We start from the raw sequence: 21,495 nt of genomic DNA on the forward strand, positions 1-21,495 counted from the left end.
CCCACCCCTTTGTTGAGTAGTGGCCGCTAGCGCGAGGTGCTCGGAGAGGCCGACGACGAGGCGCCGGTGCCCGAGGACATCGTTGCCGAAGAGGTGGAAGTTGACGATGCACTTGACGACGCCGAACCGCTCGGCGAGGCCATGCCCGATGAGCTGGAGGAACTGGAGGCCGAAGCGCTGGACGTTGCACCGCCGCTTTCAGCCTTCTTCAGCACAGCGTTGATCAGGTCCTCAAGTTCCTTCTTGTCCTGGTCGCCCACATCGGTTCCGCTCTTGGTGGCAACCACCAGGAGACGTCCCTGCGCGGCCGAAACCTGCATCAGCTTCTGCTGGTTGTCACCGCTGCGGGTGCTGACGGTGGCGAAGGTCTTATCCGCATCAGTGTCCGCCTGAAGTTCCTGGCTGGAAACTTCGTACTTCTGCCCGAGCGCAGAGACGGTGAACTTGGCGCACTGGTCCATTTTGCCGCTGATATCGTTCAGCGTCTTGACGGCGTCCGGGCCTTCACTGCCGGACTGGGCGGACAATGTGCGGGGCTGGTTGCCCTCTGACAGCGCCACGGCCACATCGCCGCTTTCCACTTTGTCCAGCAGGCCGGCGGTGGCGATGTCCTTACAGTCCTTGGGATCGATGGTTGCGGTACTCATCAGCAGGTTGGCAATGTTCCCGCCTTGGTCAACCTGCTCCTTGGAGTAGAGCTTCAGTTCGTTGCCGTCGGCGTCCTTCATGCCCGAAATGAGGTTGCGGAGCTCATCTTCCGAGTACGCCTTGGCGCTGGCCGTCGGGCTGGCAGAGGCCGAGGCGGACGTCGTCCCTGACGGACTGGCAGTGCCGCTGCCGCCTCCCGAGCAGCCGGCCAACGCAAGCATTGCAGCAGTCACCACTCCAAGCGCAGATACTTTTCGCATCAAGTTCACCCTCCAAAAATAGACAGCATGCTTAGTGTTTCCACTGTAAGGGGTGAGGGGAGGTGACGAAAATACCCGAGCGAAATCTTTGCGGCATCGCCGCTGTTCAGCCGCCGCCTGGGCGCCGAACTTCCTGCGTCTGTGCATGAGGCGGGTCCCGTGGGCGGGGTCCCAAGCCCGTGGCGGCCCGGGACGTTAATGTCAGGGCCTCATTGTCGGACCCTCGTTGGATGATGTGGGTATGGCAAACAGGGGTGGTGGTGGGGCAGTGACGGAGGGTATCTCTGCCTCTGTTGCTGCCCTTGATGCGCTGGGCCTTGAAGATGCTGCTTTGGCATCGGACGCTGCTGTTGGTGCTGATGTTGACGTGTTGCAGCGGCGGTATGAACCGCGGCTGGAACGGCTGGAGGTGGTGAAGCGGCTTGAGGGTCCGCTTGCCGCCGTCAAGGCCCGCGATGTTGCCGGCGCCGTTGAGATCCAGCACGCGTTGCTTGCCCCGGAGGCCGCTTTGCAGGAGCGGACCTATGCGGAGATGTCGGCCGTGGAAGAGATCGCCGGGATCCTGGCCATCAGCTCCCGAGCTGCCGCCGCCCTGGAGGACCAGTCCCGCCGGATCTGCACCCTGCCGCCGGTGATGGACGCCCTGTCGGCGGGTGCCGTGTCCTGGCAGCACGCCCGCATCGTTGCGGACGAAACCGAGGGCCTCACCCCTGCCGGCGCCGCGGGTTTGGTGGCGCACTTCTTCGACCCCGAGGCACCCAGCCCGGCCCGCGGCGACACCCCCGGCGACCTCATCCCGTCCCGGTTCCGGGCCAACGTTCGTGCGTGGCGGGAACGCCACCACCCCGAAACCCTCGACAAGCGCCACGCCAAAGGGGTCGCGGACCGGCGGATGGAATACACCCCCGACCGGGACGGCACGGCCTGGCTCTCCCTCTACCTGCCCGGCCACGCCGCGTCGGCGATCTGGAACCGCACCACCGCCACCGCCCGCGGACTCCAAAGCCCCGACGAAACCCGCACCCTCACCCAACTCCGCCCCGACATCGCCGCCAGCCTGCTCCTGGGCGCCGGCACCGCTGGGGGCGAAACTGACGCAAACACGGCTGAGCTTGGAAAGGTCCCCACCCCGCGCGCCGACGTCCTGGTCACGGTTCCGTTGTTCGCTCTACTCGGACTCACCGATGAACCCGCGGAACTGGACGGCTTCGGTCCCATCCCCGCGTCAATGGCGCGGAAACTCGTAGCGGACGGGGCGGATTCGTTTTACCGGGTGCTGGTCGACCCCCGCGACGGTGCACCTTTGGAGATCGGCCGCACCCGCTACCGGCTCCCAGAGACCATCAAACAATGGATCAGGATGCGCGACGGCAAATGCACCTTCCCCGGCTGCACTAACCACACCCCGGACAACGACACCGACCACCTCACCGCCTGGCACCACGGCGGAAGCACCGGAATCAACAACCTGGCCCAGCTCTGCCCCAAACACCACCGGCTCAAACACAACAGCCACTGGACCCCGGATGCGGCAACCCCGCATGAGCCACCCGGCTGGACCTCACCCACCGGCCGGCACTACAAACCCGAACCCCCCACCCCCGAACCAACCGTCTGGCCACAAGGCATCCTGCCGCTAAGTAGTGCTGCGCTGCCTGCCTGCTTCCACGGCGAAGACGCCTGTGTCGAAGACCTGCCACCGTGGGAACCAGACGACGACACCCTCATCGACCTCGACGACCTCCCACCCGACGACCCCCTCTGGGCAGAATTCCTCACACAGGCCTTATCCCTCGCACAGCCCTTCGCCCTCTCGCCGTGACTGCCTTGCCCATAACCGGCCATGGTCAAACAGGCTTGCCCGGGAAGCCCTCGTCAGATCGGTCTGGGTGCTCCGGCGAGGCGGCGGCGACGGGTCATCCGTTGCGCCCGCTCCCGCCTGGCCAGGGCGCGGAGCCGCGGAACAGCTCCAAGAGCGAGTGGTTGCCCATGGCCTGGCGCGATCAACCTGGGACCCAGTTCGGCCAGCCGCGACACTGAGTCCATGGACTGCTTCCAGTTCCAGGTGGTGTACCGGGGCGGCCCGGAGAGGTCGGGCGCTGCCAGCAGGATTCCGCTGACGGAATTCAGGTTCACCGTGGTCACTGCATCACCCGTGACCAGGACGCCATCCCGGGAGCGCCAGTAGGCAACGTGCCCGGGGGTGTGGCCGGGGGTGGCGATTACTGCCCACCCCGGAAGACCTGGTACCTCTCCGGATGTGGGCAGGCTGCGGACGACGTCTGTGATGTCCCCCGCCGCTTCAATCTTCCGGCGAGCCCGGCCCGGCAAGGCCCACAGGAACGGAGCTACCAGCCAGCGGTCCAGCGGCATCGAAAAGCCTGGTACGTATCGCCCCGCCGCCATAGGCATTTCGGCGTGGTGGACATATACGGGCACCTTCCACCCCCGGGCCAGGGCACCGGCCGCGCCGGAGTGGTCGGGATGGATATGCGTCAGCAGGATGGCGTCAGGCGGTTTCCCACGCCCTACGACTTCCTCCGCTGCCCGCCGGACCGGTTCGGCGCTGCCGGCCCAGCCGCAGTCAACCATCGCCCATGCGGGCCCCGAGCGGACAAGGTAGAGGTTTGAGGCCATCGGCCCCTTGCCGGCGGTGATGAGCACGACGCCATCGGCAATTTCCCGTGGTTCCGTAACGCGCATTGCCATGCCCTCACACCACGGGGTGGCGGATCAACGTGCGCAGCTTTTCAGGTGCGCTCCGCCGGGGATCGCCCAAGTAGATTTCGTGGTGCCTGCCGCGGACCTTCAAACCAGCTGCCGTAACCGCCGAATCAAGCAGGGCAATTGTTGGACCCTCGTCAGCGTAAGGCCCAACATGAAGCGTTTGCGCGCACCGGCCCTCTTCCCACCGTTCGAACCGCAGGAGGTCCAACGCCAGAAGTCCCTTCGCCCGGGACTGCTCCCGGGCCCGGTCAAGCACTCCTTCATCGATGGGTTCGGGCTGCACCATCATGGCCTGCCATTGCCAGGACTCCCTGCCGATTCCCGCAAGACCGCTGAATCCCGCGGCCACGCCCTCCATGCCCTCCGGCTGTCCGGGCATATCAAACCACCACAGTGCTTCCAGCGGCATGACCTTAGTGACCTCGCCAGTCTGCTTCTTGAGCCCGAAATGCGCGGCATAGCTCACGGTGAAAAGCGCTTGGAGCGCCGCGGCGAAGTCCGGCGCCTCCGGATCACCCTGGCCCCGCACCACGGCGAAGAGCAAGGACGGAACGTCGACGAAATCCACCGACCCCTTCCGCCCCTTGTAAAGGACCGAAATATCCCCGCGAAGATTGCTCACCTGGCGTGCACTCCCCTGGCCCCCTTCACGGACCCAGTCTTCCGCTGCTGAACCTCACCCAGTAGGGGCTAACGGCCTCTCTACCCGTCGGCTCCGGGCAGGCACACTTCCACCACTTCCCCGGTCACACGCGTCTGGAACACCGGTTGCCTGGAAGTGGCGGGGCCGGCCTTCACTTCTCCGGTGCGGAGGGAGAAGGTGCTTCGGTGCCACGGGCAGACGACGCAGGCCTCCCCGCCGTCGTCCTTGATCTTGCCTTCGTTCAGCGGCCCGGAAAGGTGGCTGCAGACGTTGGACAGGACGTTGACGGTGTCGCCCTCACGGTGAACCAGCAGGGGTATTCCGGCTACCTCGCGTTTGTGGAGGCCACCCTCCGGCAGCTCAACAAGCGGTGCGAGCGGGTGCCAGCCGGACGGGAAGCGGTGCGGGATTTCCTCGCTGTGATTGACGCCTGCGGCCTGCCGGTACGACAGGTGGCCGCCCAGGAACCCGCCTGCACTGACCGTCGCGAGCCCCAGGTAGGCCAGGACCTTGCCGCTGCCCTGGCTGCCCCTGGCCCGCTGGACCAGGGACGCGGCGTAGAGGCCGGTCGCGGTGACATTGGCCGCTGCGTGTACCAGGCCCACCCTCTGCTGCTGCGGATGGAGCTGGGACCAGTCCGTGAAACCCGCAAGCGCGGACGGGACCACGCTGAGTGCACCCACCCCGATCAGCAACCGCGCGGCCTTCTCTGCTCCTGGAACGGCATCAAGGACACCGGCCGAAAGCCAGGCGCCGATCGGAACCTGGACCGCCAGGGGATGGACAGGGTGGCCAATGGGAACGCCGTGCAGGATATCGCGGGCCCACCGCGGTTTGATGACCTTTTTGACGGCTTTGCGTACGCTCTTGGCCAGCGGGTCAAGCCATTCGGCATCCTCGAGACGGGTTACAAGCTCAAGTGCGGGCAAGGGTTTCATGTGTCTTCCCTTACCCCAATCGCAGCAGGACACTCAGCACGGAACACCTTCGTTTTTGGGCAGGCGCAATGCCCGGAGCCGGCCTCTGCGGTCCTGGCGTCACCGCAGGGGGGATCCGAGGACAGTGAACCGGTGGCCTCCCATTTCCCCGGACAGCAAAGGCATGGCTTCGGCAATCGCTGCACGGGTGCTGTCGAGCTGCAGCGAGGCCTGGTGCGCCTCGGCGGATTCCCACAGCTCGGAGACGAACACGGTGTCCGGAGCGTCATCGTTGACCCCTACTTCGTAAAGCAGGCAGCCGGCTTCCTTCATCCCGGGCTTTGGCCGAAGCAGGATGGCCACCAGGGCGTCCCGCTGGCCGGGCTTGGTTCCGAGCAGTCCAACATTGGCAAACGTCATAGGGACAGTGTGCCGTACACCAGGACAACAGCGACGTAACAGGACACGACGGCGGAGCCTCACCTTAGTCCTGCGCCTTCAGTCCTAAGCCTTCACTCCGCAGCACCCAGGCCGCCGCCGTGCACGACAGCGCCACTCGCCGTCGTGTCTTCCTTCAGCATCCAGCCCACCCGCTTGACTGTCCGCAGCATCACCACGCTCTCCACGATCTCAATTCCGGGGACCTTCTGCTGCAGCGCGAGCTCGGCGGACAGGACGTCGGCCAGCGTGTGCAGCCACATGATGATCACGAAGTTGGTTGGCCCTGTGGTGGAGGCACTGAGCCGTACATTGCTGATGGTGCGGATCTCCGCGGCCGCGGCTTCGTGCTGGCCCGCCGGAACATTGACGAACCACTGGCAGGTCACGGGGAAGGACGAGTATCGCTGGGCGATTTCGCACCGGAACGACAGGATGCCGCTAGCCAGCACCCGGTTCAGCTGGCGCTGGACGGTGGCCGGGTGACGGCCTAGGGAGCGGGCAATTTCGGCCGCCGTGGCCCGGCCGTCCCGGGCGAGGAAGGGCAGCAGGTCCAGGTGGTTCTGCGGCAGTTGGGCCGCCTGCAGGGATTCCGGAACTGCCGGGGAGGCGAGGGTTCGGAGCAGCGCCACCTGTGACCGGCTCAGGACGTTGAGGCGCCAGTCGTCGCCGCTGCTGTGCAGCCGGGTGCAGAGGGCCACCTGGTATTTCGTCAGCCCTTCCACGGACTTGAGCCGGGAGATGATCTTTTCGCTGAATTCCTCCAGGGAGCGCGTGATGACAGTCAGCATCAGGTCGCGGTTGCTGGCTGCTTCCTCCACGGTGACGATTTCGGGGATGGCGGCCAGCTCCGCCGTTACGCTGTCCCGGCGGTTCATCTCGCAGTCCACCGCCACATAGGCCAGCAGCATCTGCTTCGGGTCGCCCGCCAAGTGCGCTGTGGCCCATGCCGCCCCGCTCGAAGTGAGGCGTTCCCACCGTGCCGCCAGTGTGGTGGCGTGCACGCCCAGCACCTTGGCTGCGTCCGCCCAGCCAATCCGGGGAGCGGCCTGCAGGACCTGGATCAGGGCAAGGTCTTCCTCGCTGAGCTCCATCAACGAATCGTTTTGCATGAATCCTGCTCCAATGGCCACTTTCAGGAATAATTCCAGCGCTTTCAAGGCATGTGAACTGCGCCACTTCAGAATAGTCCACAAGCCCCGCCACCGACTTTCCAAGGAGCAGTACGTGCCCATTACCGACGACGCAAAAGACCTGCAGGACGACCTGGCCCGGCTTCGCCACGACCTCCACCGGCAGCCGGAAATCGGGCTCCACCTTCCCCGCACCCAGGAAAAGGTCCTCCAGGCGCTGGACGGGCTTCCGTACGAGATCACGCTGGGCAAGGACACGACGTCGGTCACCGCAGTCCTGCGCGGAGGCCGGCCCGCTGCCGGGAACGGCGCAGGAAACCACGCCGCAGTCAACAACAGCGGCAAGGCAGCCGGCGAACGCCCCGTCGTCCTGCTCCGCGCCGACATGGACGGGCTGCCGGTGCAGGAAAAGACCGGCGTGGACTTCACCTCCCGGGCCGACGGCGCCATGCACGCCTGCGGCCACGACCTGCACACGTCCATGCTCGCCGGAGCCGCCACCCTGCTGGCCGAGAAGAGGCACCTGCTGCAGGGGGACGTCGTCCTCATGTTCCAGCCCGGCGAGGAAGGCTTCGACGGTGCCAGCTACATGCTCCGTGAAGGCGTGCTGGACGCCGCCGGTCCCCGCGTCCAGGCGGCCTACGGCATGCACGTGTTCTCGTCCCTGGAGCCGCACGGCACGTTCTGCACCAAGTCCGGCGTCATGCTCAGCGCCTCAGACGGGCTGGAAGTCACGGTACTCGGCGCCGGCGGCCACGGATCGGCCCCGCACTCGGCAAAGGACCCCGTCACCGTGGCCGCGGAAATGGTCACGGCACTGCAGGTGATGGTCACCCGGCAGTTCAACATGTTCGATCCCGTTGTCCTCTCCGTCGGAGTGCTCCATGCCGGCACCAAGCGGAATGTCATCCCCGAATCAGCCCGCATCGAGGCCACCATCCGGACGTTCTCCGAGGCGTCGCGCCTGAAGATGATGGACGCCGTTCCGCGCCTGCTCAAAGGCATCGCGGCGGCACACGGGGTGGAGGCCGCCGTCGACTACCTCCAGGAGTACCCGCTCACCATCACCAGCGAGGACGAAACCCATACCGCCGAAAAGGTCATCACGGAACTCTTCGGCGAGCGCCGCCTCTCGCGCTGGGCCACCCCGCTGAGCGGCTCGGAGGACTTCTCCCGCGTGCTCGCCGAGGTGCCCGGGACCTTCGTGGGACTCAGCGCCGTTGCCCCCGGCGGCGACCCTGACGAGTCGCCCTTCAACCACTCGCCGTATGCAACCTTCGACGACGGCGTGCTGGCTGACGGTGCAGCCCTCTACGCCGAACTCGCCATGTCGCGGCTGGCCACGCTGTGCCGGGCCGCCTAGGCGCCCCCTCCGTCAACGGCAGCAGCGCCGCTGCCACCCTCCACCCCACCCAGCAGGAAGAAGATCATGTCCGTTGCAGTAACCAAGCCCCAGACTGGACGCATGTCCACTGCCAAGACCATCGTCGGCACCGGCATCGGCAACGCCGTTGAATGGTACGACTGGGCTATCTATGCCACCTTCACGCCGTTCATTGCCAGCCAGCTCTTCAGCAAGGCGGACCCGGCGTCGGCGGTACTGTCCACCCTGGCGATCTTCGCCGTCGGCTTCGTGGCACGGCCTTTCGGCGGCTTCCTGTTTGGCTGGATCGGTGACCGGGTGGGCCGGAAGGTTTCCATGACCCTGGCGGTCGGCCTCGCGTCACTGGGCAGCCTGGTGATCGGCATCGCCCCCACCTTTGCCAGCGTGGGTGCCTTCGCCTCCCTGCTGCTCCTGGTGGCCCGGCTGGTGCAGGGCCTGGCGCACGGCGGTGAGCTGCCGTCGTCGCAAACCTATCTCTCAGAAATGGCACCCAAGGAGCACCGCGGTTTCTGGGCAACCCTGATCTACACGTCCGGCACGGTGGGCATCCTGTTCGGCACCCTGCTGGGCGCAGTCCTGAACATGGCACTCAGCACCGAGGCGATGAACGCGTGGGGCTGGCGGATCCCGTTCCTGATCGGCGCCGCGATGGGCCTCTACGCACTGGTCATGCGCTCGCGCCTTCATGAAACCGAAGCCTTCGAAGGTGAAGCCACTTCCCAGCGGCGTGCACCGATCTGGCCCCAGATCGTCCGCTACCGCAAGCAGGCGCTGCAGGTAATCGGACTGACCGTAGGCCTGACGGTGATCTATTACATCTGGGGCGTCGTGGCACCGAGCTACGCCACCACGGCCCTGAAGATCGACCGGGGCGAGGCACTGTGGGCCGGGGTCGTCGGCAACATCGTCTTCATCGCAGCCCTGCCGGTGTGGGGCAAGCTTTCGGACAGGATCGGCCGCAAGAAGGTCCTGTGGGCCGGTGAGATCGGTTCCGCGGTGTTCCACTTCCCCATGACCTGGCTGCTGAAGGACTCTGCCTGGCAGCTGGCGGTCAGCATGTCCGTGATGCTCGTGTTCATCGCCGCGAGCGCAGCCATCGTCCCCGCCGTGTACGCCGAGCTGTTCCCGACGTCCATCCGCACCGTGGGCGTGGGCGTGCCCTACTCCATCTGCGTGGCAGTGTTCGGCGGCACGGCACCTTACCTGCAGCAGTGGCTGGGTTCCTCCCTCGGGGCACCGCAGGTGTTCAACATCTACGCCGTGCTGCTGCTGGTGGTCAGTGCCGCCTTCGTGTTCACCATCCCCGAAACCAAGGGCAAGGACCTGACGCACTAGGCATCCCATCGGCAGAAAGGTTCCCGGCGCAGTCCAGCGCGCCGGGGACCTTTCGCGTTTGTTGCTGCGGCCGCCGCCGTCAGTGTGCGCCGATCCTCAGCGCCTCCTTCACCGCGGCTTCGGCGCCCGCCCTCCAGGGCTCGCCATGCCCCGGCAACAGCGTGGTGGCACCCGTTGCGGCAATCGCGTCCAGCGATGCCAGGGCCTGGCCGGTGTCTTTGGTGGCGGCCGAGGCAACGATCTGCGCGCCGGTCTTGCCGGTGTAGGGATCCAGGGTCACCAGGGCGTCGCCGGTGAGGACCACGCCCCGGTCCGGCAGGTGCAGGATGCAGTGGCCGTCCGTGTGGCCCGGGGTATGGACGACGGCGGGACGTCCGGTCAGTGCGTCGGCCACGCCGGTGCCGAGTTGCCGGGTGTCGGGGATGCCCTTCACGGCAAGGGCGCCTGCCGCCGCCATCCGGCCCAACCGCGGGAGGGACTTGGAATGCGTAAACGGGTAGAGGAACCTGTTCCGCTGCGGCTTGTACCGGTAGGGGTGCGCCGCCAGGCGGGCGTCCCCCTGGTGCACCAGCACTGGAATCCCCCACTGCCGGTGGGCCCGCAGGGCGAACCCGACGTGGTCAAAGTGGCCGTGCGTGAGGACCAGGGCCCTGACGTCCTGCGGGCGCCGGTTCCGCTCCTCGAGAAGCTGCGTGAGCATGGGCCACATGGTGGGCAGCCCCGCGTCCACCAGGGTCAGCCCATGGTCGTCCTCGATCACGTAGCAGTTGACGTTGGCGTGGGTCATCATATGAACGCCGTCTGCCACGTTGGGGACGATCATGCCGGGTTCCTTTCGCTGGCGAAAAGCTCGCTGCCCTGGAGGTACCCAGCAGGAACGCCCTAAAGCAGGAGAACAGGGCATTTAGCCCGCTCCTTGCATCAGGCAGCGACCGGCAGCACCAGGAGATACCCCGCCGGCAGGCCACTGCTCCAGCGGCGCGGCTCCCGCACCACGAACTGGGTTGCCAGTTCTTCCGGGGTCAACAGGCTGTTGGGGACGGGCGACGGACCCCACTGCCCGCTGCCGTACGGATACAGGGGATCCAGCACATGGACGCCGGTCACAGAAAAATCAGCGAACTGCCGCGGGTCGCCCAGGGACTCGAACCCGCTCATCACCCAGGCGTGGCGTCCGCTCCACATCACCAGTCCCACCGGCCTGCCGGTTTCCGCGATGGCGCGTGCCGCCGTCCGGACTGCCTCGCCATAGTCGGCAATGCTCACCACCCGGTACGGCCCCATCCCCGATTCCGTCAGGACCTGCGCCCAGCCGAAGGGGCTGGCACCATTGAAGGAGTCGGACGAGCGGACGCGCGCCATCTCCCACAATTGGCCCTGCTGCACCGAGTCCGCCCACGTACCACCGCCCGTGTCATCGATCAGGTTGTGGGCCATCTGGATACTCGCCGCCACGCACCAGTCGAAGGTGTACTGCGGAACAAAGTCACCCTCCCGGTACAGATTGAGGGCGAACGGCTGCGGGACAGGGGCGGGAACCGGCGGTTGGGCTGGAGCCGGGACCGGCACCCGTGCGGGAGCAGGTGCAGGTGCACCAGTCTGAATGGCAGCCTCCGGCGGAGCCAGGGCGGCGCCGGGCGCTCCCTGCTGCGGGCCGGCCGCGCCTTCGGCTGTGGCCGTTTGGGACGGCGGAGCGCTTACGGACTGCTCCAGACCGGCAGCCTGGGTGCAGGCAGAGAGGAATCCGGCCAGGGCAAGGAGCCAGGCCACAAGGCGCAGACGGCTGCCGGCCACGATCACTCCCAACTGTTCCTGCCAAGCGGGTTGTTCCATACCAGTCTCCTGCCCGGGCTTCCCCTTGACTACCCCGCCCCATCTTCCCTACACTTTTCATAAAGCAGAATCTAAATTCCACAAAGCGGAAACGGTGAAGGCGCCGGACGCAAGGGAAGATAGATCAACGCCCTCCCCGGAAGGACCTACGATGACGTACACAGTGAACTGCTCCATCCTGCTCACGGAGCTGCCCCTGCTTGAGCGCCCCGCCGCGGCCAAGGCAGCGGGCTTCGACGCCGTTGAGTTCTGGTGGCCCTTCGAAACCTCGGTCCCGGCGGACAGCGAGGTTGCCAAGTTCGAGAACGCCATCACGGACGCCGGCGTGCAGCTCACAGGGCTGAACTTCAATGCCGGAAACATGCCGGGCGGCGACCGCGGCCTGGTTTCCTGGAAGGGCCGGTGCTCCGAGTTCAAGGACAACATCGACGTCGTGGCTGGCATTGGGGAGCGCCTGGGCTGCAAGGCCTTCAACGCCCTCTACGGGAACCGGCAGGACGAGTACACTCCGGAAGAGCAGGACGAACTCGCCGTCAAGAACCTGGCGGCGGCAGCTGAAGGTGTGGCCCGCATCGGCGGCACCGTCCTCCTGGAACCGGTCAGCGGCGCACCCAGGTACCCGCTCCTCACCGCCGACGACGCGCTCAAGGTCATCGCCCGCGTCAAGGAGGAAACCGGCGCCACCAACGTCAAGCTCCTCGCCGACTTCTACCACGTGGCAGTCAATGGCGATGACGTCGCGTTCGTGATCGAGAACCACGCCAAGGACTTCGGCCACATCCAGATCGCCGACAACCCCGGCCGCGGCGCCCCCGGCACCGGCACCCTGCCCCTCGGCGAATGGATCGCCCGCAGCCGTGAACTCGGCTACCAGGGCTACATCGGCCTCGAGTACAAGGAACCGCAGGAAACGGCCTTCAGCTGGGCCATCCGCGAACACGCCTCCCGGTAATTCCCCCCGCCCAACTGACTCGCAGTAGTTGTCGTTATGAGCCCTCAAAACGACAACAAATGCGAGTCAGTTGGGAACACACGCACAGACTTTAGAAAGAGAACCATCATGAGCAACGTTGCAGTCATCGGACTCGGAATCATGGGCCTGCCCATGGCCATCAACCTGGTCAAGGCCGGCCACACCGTCACCGGCTTCAACCGCAGCCAGGACAAGATCGACAAGCTGGTCTCCGAAGGCGGCAAGGGCGCCTCCAGCATCGCGGACGCCGCCCAGGACGCCGACGTCGTCATCACCATGGTGCCGGACTCCCCCGACGTCGAGGGCGTGGTCAGCGGCAAGGACGGCGTCTTCGCCAACGCCAGGCAGGGAACCTTGTGGATCGATGCCTCCAGCATCCGCCCCGACGTCGCAGTTCGGCTCGCGGCAGAGGCAAAGGAAGCAGGCATCCGCCCCCTGGATGCACCCGTTTCCGGCGGCGAACAGGGCGCCATCGACGCCGTGCTCTCCATCATGGTTGGCGGCGACAAGCAGGACTTCGAGGATGCCCAGGACGTCCTGAACGCGGTCGGCAAGACCATCGTCCACGTGGGCCCCTCCGGCTCCGGCCAGACCGTCAAAGCTGCCAACCAGCTGATCGTCGCCGTCAACATCGAGGTCCTCGGCGAAGCCATCGCCTTCCTCGAGGCCTACGGCGTGGACACCGACGCCGCCCTCAAGGTCCTCGGCGGCGGCCTCGCCGGCTCCAAGGTCCTGGACCAGAAGGGCCGGAAGATGCTGGACCGCAACTTCGACCCCGGCTTCCGCCTGGCCCTGCACCACAAGGACCTGGGCATCGTCACCTCCGCCGCCCGCGAAGCCAACGTCGCCATCCCGCTCGGCGCCGTCGTCGCCCAGCTCGTCGCCGCCACCGTCAACCAGGGCGACGGCGCACTGGACCACTCCGGACTCTTCAAGCAGGTCCTCCAGCTCAGCGGCAGGAAATAACCCAAGGCCCTTTAGGGCACCAGGCAACACAAGCAGGGAACCCGCCGTCGTCCATCAAAACGACGGCGGTTCCCTCACCACACCCAAAAACAGACTTTCAAGCTTTCAAGGAGCACCCCATGAGCAAGATGCGTACCGTTGATGCAGCGGTGGCCATCCTGGAAAAGGAAGGCGCCATCGAGGCGTTCGGCCTGCCAGGCGCCGCAATCAACCCCTTCTACTCCGCAATGCGCGCCCACGGCGGCATCCGCCACACCCTGGCCCGCCACGTTGAAGGCGCAAGCCACATGGCCGACGGCTTCAGCCGTGCCAAGGACGGAAACATCGGCATCTGCATCGGCACCTCCGGCCCCGCCGGCACAGACATGATCACCGGCCTCTACGCCGCCTGGGCCGACTCCATCCCCATGCTCTGCATCACCGGCCAGGCACCGGTGGCCAAGCTGCACAAGGAGGACTTCCAGGCCGTGGACATCGAGTCCATCGCCGAGCCCGTCACCAAGATGGCCATGACCATCCTGGAACCCGGCCAGGTTCCCGGCGCTTTCCAGAAGGCGTTCCAGCTGATGCGCTCCGGCCGCCCCGGCCCCGTGCTGCTGGACCTGCCCATCGACGTCCAGATGGCTGAAATCGAATTCGATATCGACACCTACGAGCCGCTCCCCGTCGAAAAGCCCAAGGCCTCCCGCAAGCAGCTGGAAAAGGCCCTGGACATGCTCCTGTCCGCCAAGCACCCGCTGATCGTGGCCGGCGGCGGCATCATCAACGCCGGCGCCTCCGCCCAGCTGGTGGAACTGGCCGAGACCCTGAACGTTCCGGTCATCCCCACCCTGATGGGCTGGGGCACCATCCCGGACGACCACCAGCTCATGGCCGGCATGGTGGGCCTGCAGACCTCGCACCGCTACGGCAACGAGAACTACCTGAAGAGCGACTTCGTGATCGGCATCGGCAACCGCTGGGCCAACCGCCACACCGGCGGCCTGGAAACCTACACCGCCGGCCGCACGTTCGTGCACATCGATATTGAGCCCACCCAGATCGGCCGCGTGTTCTCGCCGGACCTGGGCATCGCGTCCGACGCCGGTGCGGCGCTGGCAGGGCTTGTTGAGCTCGCCAAGGAACGGGCGGCTGCAGGGTCCCTGCCGGACTACAGCGCCTGGGTTGCCGAGTGCCAGGACCGCAAGGCCTCCCTGCACCGCAAGACGCACTTCGAGAACATCCCCATCAAGCCGCAGCGCGTGTACGAGGAGATGAACAAGTCCTTCGGCCGGGACACCACCTACGTGTCCACCATCGGCCTGTCGCAGATCGCCGGAGCCCAGATGCTGCACGTGTTCGGCCCGCGCAAGTGGATCAACGCCGGCCAGGCAGGCCCCCTGGGGTGGACCGCACCGGCAGCCCTCGGCGTCGCCCGCTCCAACCCGGACCAGACCGTCGTGGCCCTGTCCGGCGACTACGACTTCCAGTTCATGATCGAGGAACTGGCCGTGGGAGCCCAGTTCAACCTCCCGTACATCCACGTGGTGGTGAACAACTCCTACCTGGGCCTGATCCGGCAGTCGCAGCGCGGCTTCAACATGGAACAGAACGTGTCCCTGGCCTTTGAGAACATCAACAGCGCGCACCTGTCCGAGGACACCCGCGGCTACGGCGTGGACCACCTCAAGGTGGCCGAGGGCCTGGGCTGCAAGGCCGTCCGCGTGGAGGATCCCAGCGATCTCGCCTCGGCTTTCGACAAGGCCAAGGCCCTGATGGGCGAGTTCCGGGTACCCGTGGTGGTGGAAGTGATCCTGGAAAAGGTCACCAACATCTCCATGGGCGTAGAAATCAACGCCGTGAACGAGTTCGAGGAACTGGCCGAAACCGCCGCGGACGCCCCCACCGCCATCCTGGCACTGCAGGCATAACCCATGCGCGTGGTCATTGCCCCGGACAAATTCAAGGGTTCGCTGTCCGCCCCGGAGGTGTGCAGCCACCTGGAAAAGGGCCTGCAGCGCGGTGCGGCGGCAGCAGCGGTCAGTCCTTTGGACATCGTCCGGATTCCGGTGGCCGACGGCGGCGAGGGCACCCTCGACGCCGCCGTCGGCTCCGGCTTCACCCGCCGCACGGCAACGGTCACCGGTCCGCAGGGCCAAGCGGTGGAAGCGGACTTCGCGGTCCGCGGGCACGAGGCCGTCATCGAAATGGCCACGGCGTCCGGGCTCGCCCTGGTCCCCAAGGCCGGCAATGGGCAGCCCGATTCTGCTGCCGCCACCATGGCCACCAGCCTGGGCACCGGCCAACTGATCCGCGCCGCCCTGGACGCAGGCTGCCGGAGGATTGTCCTCGGCGTCGGCGGCAGCGCCAACACCGACGGCGGCGCCGGAGTCCTGCAGGGGCTCGGCGCCCGGTTCCTGGACAACAGGAACAACGAACTTCCCCCGGGCGGGGCGGCGCTGGCCAACCTGCACAGCATCGACTTCACGGATTTCGAGCCCCGCCTGGTGGACACACGGTTTGTGCTGGCATCCGACGTCGACAACCCGCTGCTCGGCGCCCAGGGCGCTGCAGCCGTTTTCGGCCCGCAAAAGGGTGCCACACCACAAGACGTCGGCATGCTCGACGCCGCCCTGGCCAGGTTTGTCGAAGTCCTGGCCAGGGAAATCGGATTCCGTGCGGTGAAAGCCGCCGAGGCCCCCGGAGCCGGGGCAGCCGGCGGCGTGGGCTACGCCGCCATCGCCGTCCTGGCCGCGACGCGGCGGCCGGGAATCGACGTCGTCCTGGAATTCACCGGGCTGGCGGACCGGCTTGCCGGCGCCGATCTGGTGATTACGGGCGAAGGCAGCCTGGACGAGCAAAGCCTGCTGGGCAAGACGCCCATGGGCGTTGCGCGCGCCGCCGCTGCCCAGGGCGTTCCCGCCGTCGCAGTCTGTGGGCGGACCACCCTGGACCATGCGCAGGCCGCTGCCGCCGGGTTCGCGGACATCCACGCTTTGACGGCGCTGGAAACCGATGTAAACAGGTGCATAGCAGAGGCAGGGCCGCTGCTGGAGCAGCTGGGCACCCAGATCAGTGCGGGGCTGGCGGCCAACAGGCCCGTCACCGCCGATACCAAGGAGGACCTCCGTGTCTGAAGAACGTTTCGACCTCGTCATCCGGGGCCGGCGCATCCTGACCACCGCCGGCATCGCCCCGCGTGAGGTGGGCGTCCGCAACGGCAAGATCGTGGCCATCGAGCCGCTGGGCAACGGCCTGGCCGGCGCCGAAGTGATCGAGCTTGCCGATGACGAGACCCTGCTGCCCGGCCTGGTGGACACCCACGTCCACGTCAACGAACCCGGCCGCACCGAGTGGGAGGGCTTTGCCTCCGCCACGCGCGCAGCCGCAGCCGGCGGCGTAACCACCATCATCGACATGCCGCTGAACTCCGTTCCGCCCACCACCACGGTTGAAAACCTCAAGCTCAAGCGCGAGGTGGCCGAGGACCAGGCGTTCATCGACGTCGGATTCTGGGGCGGCGCCATCCCCGGCAACAAGGCAGACCTCCGGCCCCTGCACGACGAAGGCGTCTTCGGCTTCAAATGCTTCCTCCTGCACTCCGGCGTGGACGAGTTCCCGCACCTGGACGCGGACGAGATGGAGGAGGACATGGCCGAGCTGAAGTCCTTCGACTCGCTCATGATCGTCCATGCCGAGGACTCGCACGCCATCGACCGCGCACCCCACCCCGGCGGCGACCACTACTCCACGTTCCTGGCCTCCCGCCCCCGCGGCGCCGAGAACAAGGCCATCGCCGAGGTCATCGAACGGGCCCGCTGGACCGGTGCGCGGGCGCACATCCTGCACCTGTCGTCGTCGGACGCGCTGCCCATGATCGCTTCCGCCAAGCGCGACGGCGTCAAGCTCACCGTGGAGACGTGCCCGCACTACCTGACGCTGATGGCGGAGGAAATCCCGGACGGCGCCACTGCCTACAAGTGCTGCCCGCCCATCCGCGAGGCGTCCAACCGCGAGCTGCTCTGGCAGGGCCTGCTGGACGGCACCATCGACTGCATCGTCTCGGACCACTCCCCCTCCACGCTGGACCTGAAAGACCTGGAAAACGGCGACTTCGCCGTCGCCTGGGGGGGTGTCTCGTCCCTCCAGCTGGGGCTGTCCCTGATCTGGACCGAGGCACGGCACCGCGGCATCCCGCTGGAGCAGGTGGTGTCCTGGATGGCCGAGAAGCCCGCCAACCTGGCGCGCCTGACCAACAAGGGCCAGCTGGCCTTGGGCTACGACGCCGACTTCGCCGTCTTCGCCCCGGACGAGGCCTTCGTGGTGGACGTGTCAAAGCTCAAGCACAAGAACCCGATCACGCCCTACGACGGCAAAGCCCTGTCCGGCGTGGTGCGCAGGACCTACCTCCGCGGCACCGCAGTGGACGGCCAGACCCCTACGGGCAGGCTGATCCGCCGCGGCGGCGTATAAGGACGCGCCATGGCAGTGGAAGCGCACTACCCGGGGGCGGGGGCACGGCCAGGATTTGCTTCACGGAAGGCCGCCGCCCGTGGCCTCGCCGTGTGGGTGGTTCCGGCTGAAGGAACCAGCCCGGAACTCCTGCGCCACGCCGCCAACATGGTCCTTGCCCGGGCCCTCGAAACTGCTCCGGAGGCGGAAGTCCACTGGCCTGCCGCCGGAGCCCCCACGTCCGGGGCCTCCGCCAGCATGGAAGGAGCCGCAGCCGACTCCTCTCGCGTTCCTTCCGCGGCGGAGAACCCCGGCAAAACTGATGCCGACGACGGCCCCCGCCTGCCGCCGTCGGCCGGCCCCGTCAGCAGGGTGGCCGTGGACCTCGCCGCCGACACTGTCCTGCTGGATGGCAGGCCGGTGTCACTGACCGGCGTCGAATACAAGGTGCTGCGGTACCTGGTGACCCACCTGTCCCGGACGGTGGGCCGCGAGGAACTGCAGGGCTTCCTGGAGTCCCTGGATTTCCCCGGCGCCACGGCCCGCTCCATCGACGTGTACGTGGGCAGGATCCGCAAGAAACTGGGCAATGCGCGCTACGCCGTGGCCACTGTCCGCGGCGGCGGATACCAGTTTGTTCCGGGTCCGCACGCCGCTGTTCGGGGACCGGCGGAATACTGCATATGACGCGCTGGTTTGTATCACTAAGCGCCAACCCGCTTCACTTGATGTTTGGCCATCACTGACCGAGTCTTACAAAGGAACGCCATGAGCCCCACCCTGACCACCAAGCTTCAGCCCGGCACCCCGGCTCCTGAATTCACCCTCCGGGACGCCCAGGGCCGGGAGTCCTCCTTGGCCGACTACCGTGGCAAGAACGTCATCGTGTACTTCTACCCGAAGGCCGCCACCCCCGGCTGCACCACCGAGGCCTGCGACTTCCGCGACAGCCTTGCCTCCCTCCAGGGCAAGGGCTACGAAGTTGTCGGCATCTCCCCCGACGCCCAGGAAGCCCTGGCCGGGTTCAGCGGCGACTTCTCCCTGACCTTCCCCCTGCTCTCCGACCCCGACCACGCGGTTGCCCTGGCCTACGGCGCCTGGGGCGAGAAGCTGGTCAACGGCGAAATCCACGAAGGCATTGTCCGCTCCACCGTGGTGGTGGACCCCGAAGGGAACGTCGCCCTGGCCCAGTACCAGGTGCAGGCCGACGGCCACGTCGCACGGCTGAAAGAAGCCCTGGGACTGTAGTCCGCGGTAACTCACAACTGGACGCTTCCGCATTCCCGCGGGAGCGTCCAGTCATTTAACCGTCTGCCGCCGCCTGCGCATACGAATCGGAGACCCGTCGGTAGACCGGGTTAAGGAAAGCCAGCAGCGCGGCCGCAATCATCATGATCCCGGCTACCAGGAACACCAGGGCGATACCGCGGGAGGTGCCCTCGCCCAGCAGCGGCGCCAGGTAAGCCGCCCCGTCGGTGGAGCGCGCGTAAGGGATGATCCAAAATTGCGCGATCGGGGCGATGAGGAACGCCGTGACGGGGGCCGCCGCCGACTCAAACGCCATCGCGAAGCCAAAGACACGGCCTTGCCGCTCCAACGGCACCATCCGCTGGATAACTGTCTGCTCCGCCGCCTCCGCGAAGGGGACCAGCAGCAGGTAGAGCCAGATCCCCAGAATGTAGAGCCACGCCCACTCGCGCAGCGTGAAAACCGCGCCTAGCACGCCCATGGCGGCTACCGTGATCAGAAGGGTGCGCAAAGGGTTGGCGCCGAGCCCGAACCTGCCGATCAGGGCACCGCCGATGATGAAGCCGGTGGATCCGATGGCGAAGACGGCACCCCACATTTCCACGGAGAACATTTCCAGCCCATATGGATCCATGAGTGCCATGTAGACCCCGCCGATGAAATTGTTGAACGTGGAGAACACAATCAGGGCAAACAGGCCCGAAATGGCCAGCACCGCGGCCAGGGAACCGCGAAGATCAAACCCGCCGCTGGCATCCGTTGCCGCAACCTGTGCCTCCTCAGGTAGCCGCAGGGTCAGCAGGTGCACGGCCGCCAGCGCCGTGAGCACCACCGCCACGGCAATGGTCCAGCCCATTCCCAGCAACCCGACTGACAGCCCGGACAGCAGGGAAGTGACGATGAACATCAGCCCCTGCACCATTCCCACCAGCCCGTTGGCATTCGCGCGGCGCTCAGGCTCGATGAGGATGGTGACCGTGGTGGACAGGGCGATGTTCCGCAGGTTCTCCACCACAGCGCCTACCAGGACGACCAGCGTGAAAATCCAGAACCACGGCCGGCTGAGGTCCAGCAGGGCCACGGCAGGGGTGAGCAGGAATATTACCCCGGACAGCAGGAACATCACCAGGGTGAAACCGGCTGCGAAGCGCATGACTGCCAGCTTGCGGTAACGGTCCACGAAGGTCCCGAAGCTGATGCTGGAGAGGGCGATCAGCAGCATGTAGGCACCGCCCACCACACCGGTGGCGATCACGTTGCGCGTCTCCAGGTACAGCCAGAACGTCAGCGAAAACCACAGAAAGCTGGTGGTGATATTGGCCAAGGCAGTGTTTACCAGGACCCCGGTGAAAGTGCGGGTCCGCTCTACCGGGCTGCGCAGGGAATGGTCGACAGCATCGGGAGCCGCAGCGGCCTTGTCCGCTTCCTGCTCGGTCATGGGTCCCAGTGTAGTTCTGGGCACCAGGGGCCAACAGGGAGGAAACTGGGCTGGCAGGCATCTGGCTCCACGGCAAAGCGGAAGGGACGGGCATGGCCAACGACGTCGAGATCGAGGGCCCGGACGACGGACCCGATCCGCGCCTGGCGCTTTTGCTGTCCTCCGTCTTCGGGACCGGCCCCGACGCGACGTTGGAGCTCACCGTGGTGATTGACGGCGCGGTGGTCTCCGGATCGGTGGTGTCCCGGCGGGTGTGGATGCAGCGGCAAAACGACCAGGTCCGGATCGGCAGCTGGGCGGTCGCCGGTGTCCTTGACTCCTGGGAATCCGGGGCTGAGGAACACAGGGACGCAGGTGGCCCGGATACTCCGCCCAGTGAGGGCCAGGACCGGTACATCCATTTCCTGGGGCCCGTGCTCCTGTCAGGAGGTATCAGGGTGCCGCTGGCAGCGACCCGGGTTGATGCCCGCCAAATCGCTGCGTGGAGCATCGGCCGGATCCCCGAAGACTAGGAGCGCGTGATGGTGATTGAGGTGCGTCCGGCGACGGTCTTCGACGACGTGAAGACACTGGTGGGGCCCAAGCGCCCGGATTCCACCGTCTGCTGGTGCCTGAGCTACCGCATCCCTGCCACGCAGAACGTGTCCTTGCGGGGCGGTGAACGCGGGGAGTTGGCCAGGCAGCTGTTGGGCCAGGATCCCCCGCCCGGCGTCTTGGCCTACGACGGCGGCGACCCGGTCGGGTGGGCAGCGGTCCACCCTCGCGCGGACACGGGCTTTGCCCGCAGCCGCAGGATCCCGCACGTGGACGACCAGGACGTGTGGTCGGTGTGGTGCCTCCGGGTCCGCCCGGGGCACCGGGGCCAGGGCATCGCCCATCATCTTCTCGCGGGCGCTGTGGCGCTGGCCCGCACCTACGGGGCGCCGGCTATTGAGGGGTACCCGGTGGACAACGGCGGCAGCAGGGTGGACCTCACCATGGCCTACGTGGGCACCCGGAAGCTTTTCGAGGACGCCGGCTTCACCAAGGCCGCAAACACGACGTCGGTGCTTAACGGGTTCCCCCGGGTGCTCATGCGCCTGGACCTGCAGTAGGCGTTGGTGGCCGCGGCCCTAAGCTGA

At 66.6% G+C, this 21,495-nt stretch carries 21 protein-coding genes; 12 read left to right on the forward strand and 9 right to left on the reverse strand.

Going from position 1 to position 21,495, the window contains the following annotated elements; translation table 11 throughout:
- Window positions 1–26 precede the first annotated feature (26 nt).
- Entirely contained in the window at window positions 27–908 is an 882-nt protein-coding gene (locus ACTJK0_RS16680) for a hypothetical protein (protein ID WP_440745946.1), read from the reverse strand.
- Between the two features lie 241 nt (window positions 909–1,149).
- Between ACTJK0_RS16680 and ACTJK0_RS16685 the strand changes: the two genes are divergently transcribed.
- Complete coding sequence (locus tag ACTJK0_RS16685) at window positions 1,150–2,730, forward strand: HNH endonuclease (protein ID WP_440745947.1); 1,581 nt, start codon at window positions 1,150–1,152, stop codon at window positions 2,728–2,730.
- Window positions 2,731–2,783: 53 nt separating this feature from the next.
- Here ACTJK0_RS16685 and ACTJK0_RS16690 read toward each other — a convergent pair whose 3' ends face one another.
- From ACTJK0_RS16690 to ACTJK0_RS16710, 5 genes are all read right to left on the reverse strand, one after another.
- The gene (locus tag ACTJK0_RS16690) at window positions 2,784–3,617 is read right to left on the reverse strand and encodes an MBL fold metallo-hydrolase (protein ID WP_110541874.1); all 834 of its coding nucleotides are present in this window, start codon (window positions 3,615–3,617) and stop codon (window positions 2,784–2,786) included.
- Window positions 3,618–3,621: 4 nt separating this feature from the next.
- Window positions 3,622–4,257, reverse strand: a complete 636-nt coding sequence (locus ACTJK0_RS16695; protein WP_110541875.1) for a GyrI-like domain-containing protein — start codon at window positions 4,255–4,257, stop codon at window positions 3,622–3,624.
- A gap of 80 nt (window positions 4,258–4,337) precedes the next feature.
- Window positions 4,338–5,216, reverse strand: a complete 879-nt coding sequence (locus tag ACTJK0_RS16700) for a Rieske 2Fe-2S domain-containing protein (RefSeq protein WP_110541876.1) — start codon at window positions 5,214–5,216, stop codon at window positions 4,338–4,340.
- A gap of 99 nt (window positions 5,217–5,315) precedes the next feature.
- Window positions 5,316–5,615, reverse strand: coding sequence for a putative quinol monooxygenase (locus ACTJK0_RS16705; protein WP_110541877.1), 300 nt, complete (start codon window positions 5,613–5,615; stop codon window positions 5,316–5,318).
- A 92-nt stretch (window positions 5,616–5,707) separates the two neighbouring features.
- Window positions 5,708–6,727 (reverse strand): Lrp/AsnC family transcriptional regulator, encoded by a 1,020-nt coding sequence (locus tag ACTJK0_RS16710; protein ID WP_440745980.1) that lies wholly within the window; start codon window positions 6,725–6,727, stop codon window positions 5,708–5,710.
- 133 nt (window positions 6,728–6,860) lie between these two features.
- Here ACTJK0_RS16710 and ACTJK0_RS16715 point away from each other — a divergent pair, with 133 nt between their 5' ends.
- Window positions 6,861–8,129, forward strand: a complete 1,269-nt coding sequence (locus tag ACTJK0_RS16715) for a M20 metallopeptidase family protein (protein WP_440745948.1) — start codon at window positions 6,861–6,863, stop codon at window positions 8,127–8,129.
- Window positions 8,130–8,231: 102 nt separating this feature from the next.
- Window positions 8,232–9,485, forward strand: coding sequence for an MFS transporter (locus ACTJK0_RS16720; RefSeq protein WP_440745949.1), 1,254 nt, complete (start codon window positions 8,232–8,234; stop codon window positions 9,483–9,485).
- A 79-nt stretch (window positions 9,486–9,564) separates the two neighbouring features.
- On the opposite strand, the gene ACTJK0_RS16725 is transcribed toward ACTJK0_RS16720, so the two are convergent.
- Complete coding sequence (locus ACTJK0_RS16725; RefSeq protein WP_440745950.1) at window positions 9,565–10,308, reverse strand: MBL fold metallo-hydrolase; 744 nt, start codon at window positions 10,306–10,308, stop codon at window positions 9,565–9,567.
- Window positions 10,309–10,406: 98 nt separating this feature from the next.
- The gene (locus tag ACTJK0_RS16730) at window positions 10,407–11,318 is read right to left on the reverse strand and encodes a hypothetical protein (RefSeq protein WP_440745951.1); all 912 of its coding nucleotides are present in this window, start codon (window positions 11,316–11,318) and stop codon (window positions 10,407–10,409) included.
- Window positions 11,319–11,469: 151 nt separating this feature from the next.
- On the opposite strand from ACTJK0_RS16730, the gene ACTJK0_RS16735 reads away from it, so the two are divergent.
- From ACTJK0_RS16735 to bcp, 7 genes are all read left to right on the forward strand, one after another.
- Window positions 11,470–12,270: a hydroxypyruvate isomerase family protein gene (locus ACTJK0_RS16735; RefSeq protein WP_440745952.1), complete on the forward strand. Its 801-nt coding sequence runs from the start codon at window positions 11,470–11,472 to the stop codon at window positions 12,268–12,270.
- Between the two features lie 108 nt (window positions 12,271–12,378).
- Complete coding sequence (locus ACTJK0_RS16740) at window positions 12,379–13,257, forward strand: 2-hydroxy-3-oxopropionate reductase (protein ID WP_440745953.1); 879 nt, start codon at window positions 12,379–12,381, stop codon at window positions 13,255–13,257.
- 119 nt (window positions 13,258–13,376) lie between these two features.
- Window positions 13,377–15,167, forward strand: a complete 1,791-nt coding sequence (gene gcl, locus ACTJK0_RS16745; RefSeq protein WP_440745954.1) for a glyoxylate carboligase — start codon at window positions 13,377–13,379, stop codon at window positions 15,165–15,167.
- 3 nt (window positions 15,168–15,170) lie between these two features.
- Window positions 15,171–16,373 (forward strand): glycerate kinase, encoded by a 1,203-nt coding sequence (locus ACTJK0_RS16750; RefSeq protein ID WP_440745955.1) that lies wholly within the window; start codon window positions 15,171–15,173, stop codon window positions 16,371–16,373.
- Window positions 16,366–17,709, forward strand: a complete 1,344-nt coding sequence (gene allB, locus ACTJK0_RS16755; protein WP_440745956.1) for an allantoinase AllB — start codon at window positions 16,366–16,368, stop codon at window positions 17,707–17,709. Before ACTJK0_RS16750 ends, allB begins: the two co-directional genes overlap by 8 nt.
- Before the next feature lie 9 nt (window positions 17,710–17,718).
- On the forward strand, window positions 17,719–18,375 hold the full coding sequence (locus tag ACTJK0_RS16760; RefSeq protein WP_440745957.1) for a winged helix-turn-helix domain-containing protein: 657 nt from the start codon (window positions 17,719–17,721) through the stop codon (window positions 18,373–18,375).
- An 81-nt stretch (window positions 18,376–18,456) separates the two neighbouring features.
- Entirely contained in the window at window positions 18,457–18,936 is a 480-nt protein-coding gene (gene bcp / locus ACTJK0_RS16765) for a thioredoxin-dependent thiol peroxidase (RefSeq protein WP_110541893.1), read from the forward strand.
- Window positions 18,937–18,991: 55 nt separating this feature from the next.
- On the opposite strand, the gene ACTJK0_RS16770 is transcribed toward bcp, so the two are convergent.
- On the reverse strand, window positions 18,992–20,374 hold the full coding sequence (locus ACTJK0_RS16770; RefSeq protein WP_440745958.1) for an MFS transporter: 1,383 nt from the start codon (window positions 20,372–20,374) through the stop codon (window positions 18,992–18,994).
- A 92-nt stretch (window positions 20,375–20,466) separates the two neighbouring features.
- On the opposite strand from ACTJK0_RS16770, the gene ACTJK0_RS16775 reads away from it, so the two are divergent.
- The gene (locus ACTJK0_RS16775; protein WP_110541895.1) at window positions 20,467–20,886 is read left to right on the forward strand and encodes a hypothetical protein; all 420 of its coding nucleotides are present in this window, start codon (window positions 20,467–20,469) and stop codon (window positions 20,884–20,886) included.
- A gap of 9 nt (window positions 20,887–20,895) precedes the next feature.
- Window positions 20,896–21,468, forward strand: a complete 573-nt coding sequence (locus ACTJK0_RS16780) for a GNAT family N-acetyltransferase (RefSeq protein ID WP_440745959.1) — start codon at window positions 20,896–20,898, stop codon at window positions 21,466–21,468.
- Window positions 21,469–21,495: the final 27 nt, after the last annotated feature.

The organism is Paenarthrobacter sp. 22069, assembly GCF_052046035.1.
Lineage (GTDB): Bacteria > Actinomycetota > Actinomycetes > Actinomycetales > Micrococcaceae > Arthrobacter.

Coding starts and splice junctions, on each gene's coding strand:
- bcp (WP_110541893.1), top strand. CDS start 18,457: ATGAGCCCCACCCTGACCACCAAGCTTCAGCCCGGCACCCCGGCTCCT.
- ACTJK0_RS16735 (WP_440745952.1), top strand. CDS start 11,470: ATGACGTACACAGTGAACTGCTCCATCCTGCTCACGGAGCTGCCCCTG.
- ACTJK0_RS16710 (WP_440745980.1), bottom strand. CDS start 6,727: ATGGAGCTCAGCGAGGAAGACCTTGCCCTGATCCAGGTCCTGCAGGCC.
- ACTJK0_RS16685 (WP_440745947.1), top strand. CDS start 1,150: ATGGCAAACAGGGGTGGTGGTGGGGCAGTGACGGAGGGTATCTCTGCC.
- ACTJK0_RS16775 (WP_110541895.1), top strand. CDS start 20,467: ATGGCCAACGACGTCGAGATCGAGGGCCCGGACGACGGACCCGATCCG.
- gcl (WP_440745954.1), top strand. CDS start 13,377: ATGAGCAAGATGCGTACCGTTGATGCAGCGGTGGCCATCCTGGAAAAG.
- ACTJK0_RS16725 (WP_440745950.1), bottom strand. CDS start 10,308: ATGATCGTCCCCAACGTGGCAGACGGCGTTCATATGATGACCCACGCC.
- ACTJK0_RS16690 (WP_110541874.1), bottom strand. CDS start 3,617: ATGGCAATGCGCGTTACGGAACCACGGGAAATTGCCGATGGCGTCGTG.
- ACTJK0_RS16750 (WP_440745955.1), top strand. CDS start 15,171: ATGCGCGTGGTCATTGCCCCGGACAAATTCAAGGGTTCGCTGTCCGCC.
- ACTJK0_RS16705 (WP_110541877.1), bottom strand. CDS start 5,615: ATGACGTTTGCCAATGTTGGACTGCTCGGAACCAAGCCCGGCCAGCGG.
- ACTJK0_RS16770 (WP_440745958.1), bottom strand. CDS start 20,374: ATGACCGAGCAGGAAGCGGACAAGGCCGCTGCGGCTCCCGATGCTGTC.
- ACTJK0_RS16760 (WP_440745957.1), top strand. CDS start 17,719: ATGGCAGTGGAAGCGCACTACCCGGGGGCGGGGGCACGGCCAGGATTT.
- ACTJK0_RS16680 (WP_440745946.1), bottom strand. CDS start 908: ATGCGAAAAGTATCTGCGCTTGGAGTGGTGACTGCTGCAATGCTTGCG.
- ACTJK0_RS16780 (WP_440745959.1), top strand. CDS start 20,896: ATGGTGATTGAGGTGCGTCCGGCGACGGTCTTCGACGACGTGAAGACA.
- ACTJK0_RS16700 (WP_110541876.1), bottom strand. CDS start 5,216: ATGAAACCCTTGCCCGCACTTGAGCTTGTAACCCGTCTCGAGGATGCC.
- ACTJK0_RS16720 (WP_440745949.1), top strand. CDS start 8,232: ATGTCCACTGCCAAGACCATCGTCGGCACCGGCATCGGCAACGCCGTT.
- ACTJK0_RS16740 (WP_440745953.1), top strand. CDS start 12,379: ATGAGCAACGTTGCAGTCATCGGACTCGGAATCATGGGCCTGCCCATG.
- ACTJK0_RS16730 (WP_440745951.1), bottom strand. CDS start 11,318: ATGGAACAACCCGCTTGGCAGGAACAGTTGGGAGTGATCGTGGCCGGC.